General features: G+C 73.7%; 2 protein-coding genes. One reads left to right on the top strand and one right to left on the bottom strand.

Translation table 11 applies throughout. The features are described from left to right. Positions 1-904, bottom strand: a 904-nt coding sequence (locus HMPREF3115_RS00545; protein WP_070553167.1) for an SDR family oxidoreductase, incomplete at its 3' end; no start/stop codon positions are given. A gap of 277 nt (positions 905-1,181) precedes the next feature. Between HMPREF3115_RS00545 and coxB the strand changes: the two genes are divergently transcribed. Next, a partial coding sequence (gene coxB / locus HMPREF3115_RS00550) for a cytochrome c oxidase subunit II (RefSeq protein ID WP_070553169.1) occupies positions 1,182-1,927 on the top strand: 746 nt, incomplete at its 3' end.

Genomic DNA, 1,927 nt, shown 5'->3' on the forward strand with positions numbered 1-1,927 from the left:
AGCCGAGCGCGCCGTCCGCGCCCGTGCGGTGCGCCTCGTCGGTGAACGCGCCGCGCGTCGCGTGCCCGTCCGGCACCGTCTCCCACAGGTTCGAGGCGCGCACGCCGGCCGGTTCCGCGCGCTGCTGGCCGCGCACGGCCGTGTACGCGAGATAGCGGTCGAAGCAGCCCGGCGCGACGCCGTTCGCGAGGATCGCCGCGAGCGACGACCAGCCGACCCAGCGCTCGCGACACGGCCGACGCGCGGCGCGCACGATCGCATCGGCCGCGACTTCCGGCGCGTATACCGGCGCGACGGGCCGCGGCTTGTTCGGCAGTTCCGATTCGGCCCAGTCGAACTGCGGCGTATCGATCGCGGGCAGTTGCACCATCGTCACGCGTATGCGGCTGCCGTCGTGCAGCAGCTCGCAGCGCAGCGCGTCGGTGAAGCCGCGGATCGCATGCTTCGCGCCGCAATACGGCGCCTGCAGCGGAATCGACCGATACGCGAGCGCCGAGCCGACCTGCACGATCGTGCCGCGATCGCGCGTGCGCATCCGCGCCAGCGCCGCGCGCGTGCCGTTCACGCAGCCGAGATAGGTGACGTCGGTCACGCGCGCGAAATCCTCCGGCGCGATCGCGTCGAACGGCGCGAACACGGTGACCATCGCGTTGTTGACCCACACGTCGACGGGCCCCAGCTCGCGCTCGATGCGCGCGGCGGCCGCATCGAGCGCGGCGGCGTCGCTAACGTCGACCGCGATCGGCAGCGCCTGCACGCCGTACGCCCGCACTTCCGCGGCGGCGTCCTCGAGCGCGCGCGGATCGCGCGCCAGCAGCGCGACGTTCGCGCCGAGCCGGGCAAAGGCATGAGCGGTCGCGCGGCCGACGCCGGCACTCGCGCCCGTGATCGCGACGGTTTTCACGTTCGTTTCCTCCGATCTGCTCCGTGGCCCGCGCGTCGCGGCCGTGCACACGCCGCGCGCCAGGGACGCGGGCGACGGAGCAACCGGCATGCCGCGCGACGGCCGGCGCATGCGATCCGGCCGCACGGGGCGCGCGCGCCCGATTTACAACGCCGCTGTAACGCGGCCGCCGATGCACGCGCGCACGCGTCGCGCGCCGCACTCGCCGCGCGCACGCACGGAAATTGCTGCACCGCCTGTCGCCGTCGTCGTCCGCCGCATTCGGCAAGGAGTCGCGTTGCTGGTCCCGCTTTCCCCGAACGTGCGCCGCGTCGCGTGCGCCCTCGCGTGTATCGTTGCGTCCGCAGCGATTGCATGCGCGCAGGCCGCCGCCGAACCGCTGCCGCTCGCGTATGTCGCGCACGCGGCGGGCCCCGCCGCGCGGCCGGTGTTCGTGCTCGGGTGGGCGCTGCTCGCGCTCTGCACGTTCGTCTGCATCGCGATCGCGACGCTGCTCGCGCTGGCGCTGTTTCGCCGCCGCAGGCGCGAGGCCCGCGGCGGCGACGGCGTGCGCTTCGTCGCGATCGGCAGCGCGGTGTCGGCCGTGCTGCTGTTCGGCGCGCTCGTCTACATGCTGCGCGTGCTGGGCGCGGTCGCCTATCCGCCGCGCCCGCCCGTGCTGACGATCACCGTGATCGCGCACGACTGGTGGTGGGCCGTGCGCTATCCGGGCGAACCGGCGCTCGTCACCGCGAACGAAATCCATATTCCGGTGGGCGAGCCGATCGCGATCGAACTGAAGAGCGCGGACGTCATCCACGCATTCTGGGTGCCGCAGCTCGCGGGAAAGACCGAGACGATTCCCGGACAGACGAACCGGCAGTGGCTGCAGGCCGACCGGCCCGGCGTCTATCGCGGCCAGTGCTCGCAGTACTGCGGCGCGCAGCACGCGCACATGGCGTTCGACGTGGTCGCGCAGCCGCCCGACGCGTTTCGCGCGTGGCTCGACGCGCAGCGCCGGCCGGCCGCCGCACCGCCCGCGGG

It is taken from the genome of Burkholderia sp. HMSC10F09 (assembly GCF_001806955.1).
GTDB lineage: Bacteria > Pseudomonadota > Gammaproteobacteria > Burkholderiales > Burkholderiaceae > Burkholderia > Burkholderia multivorans.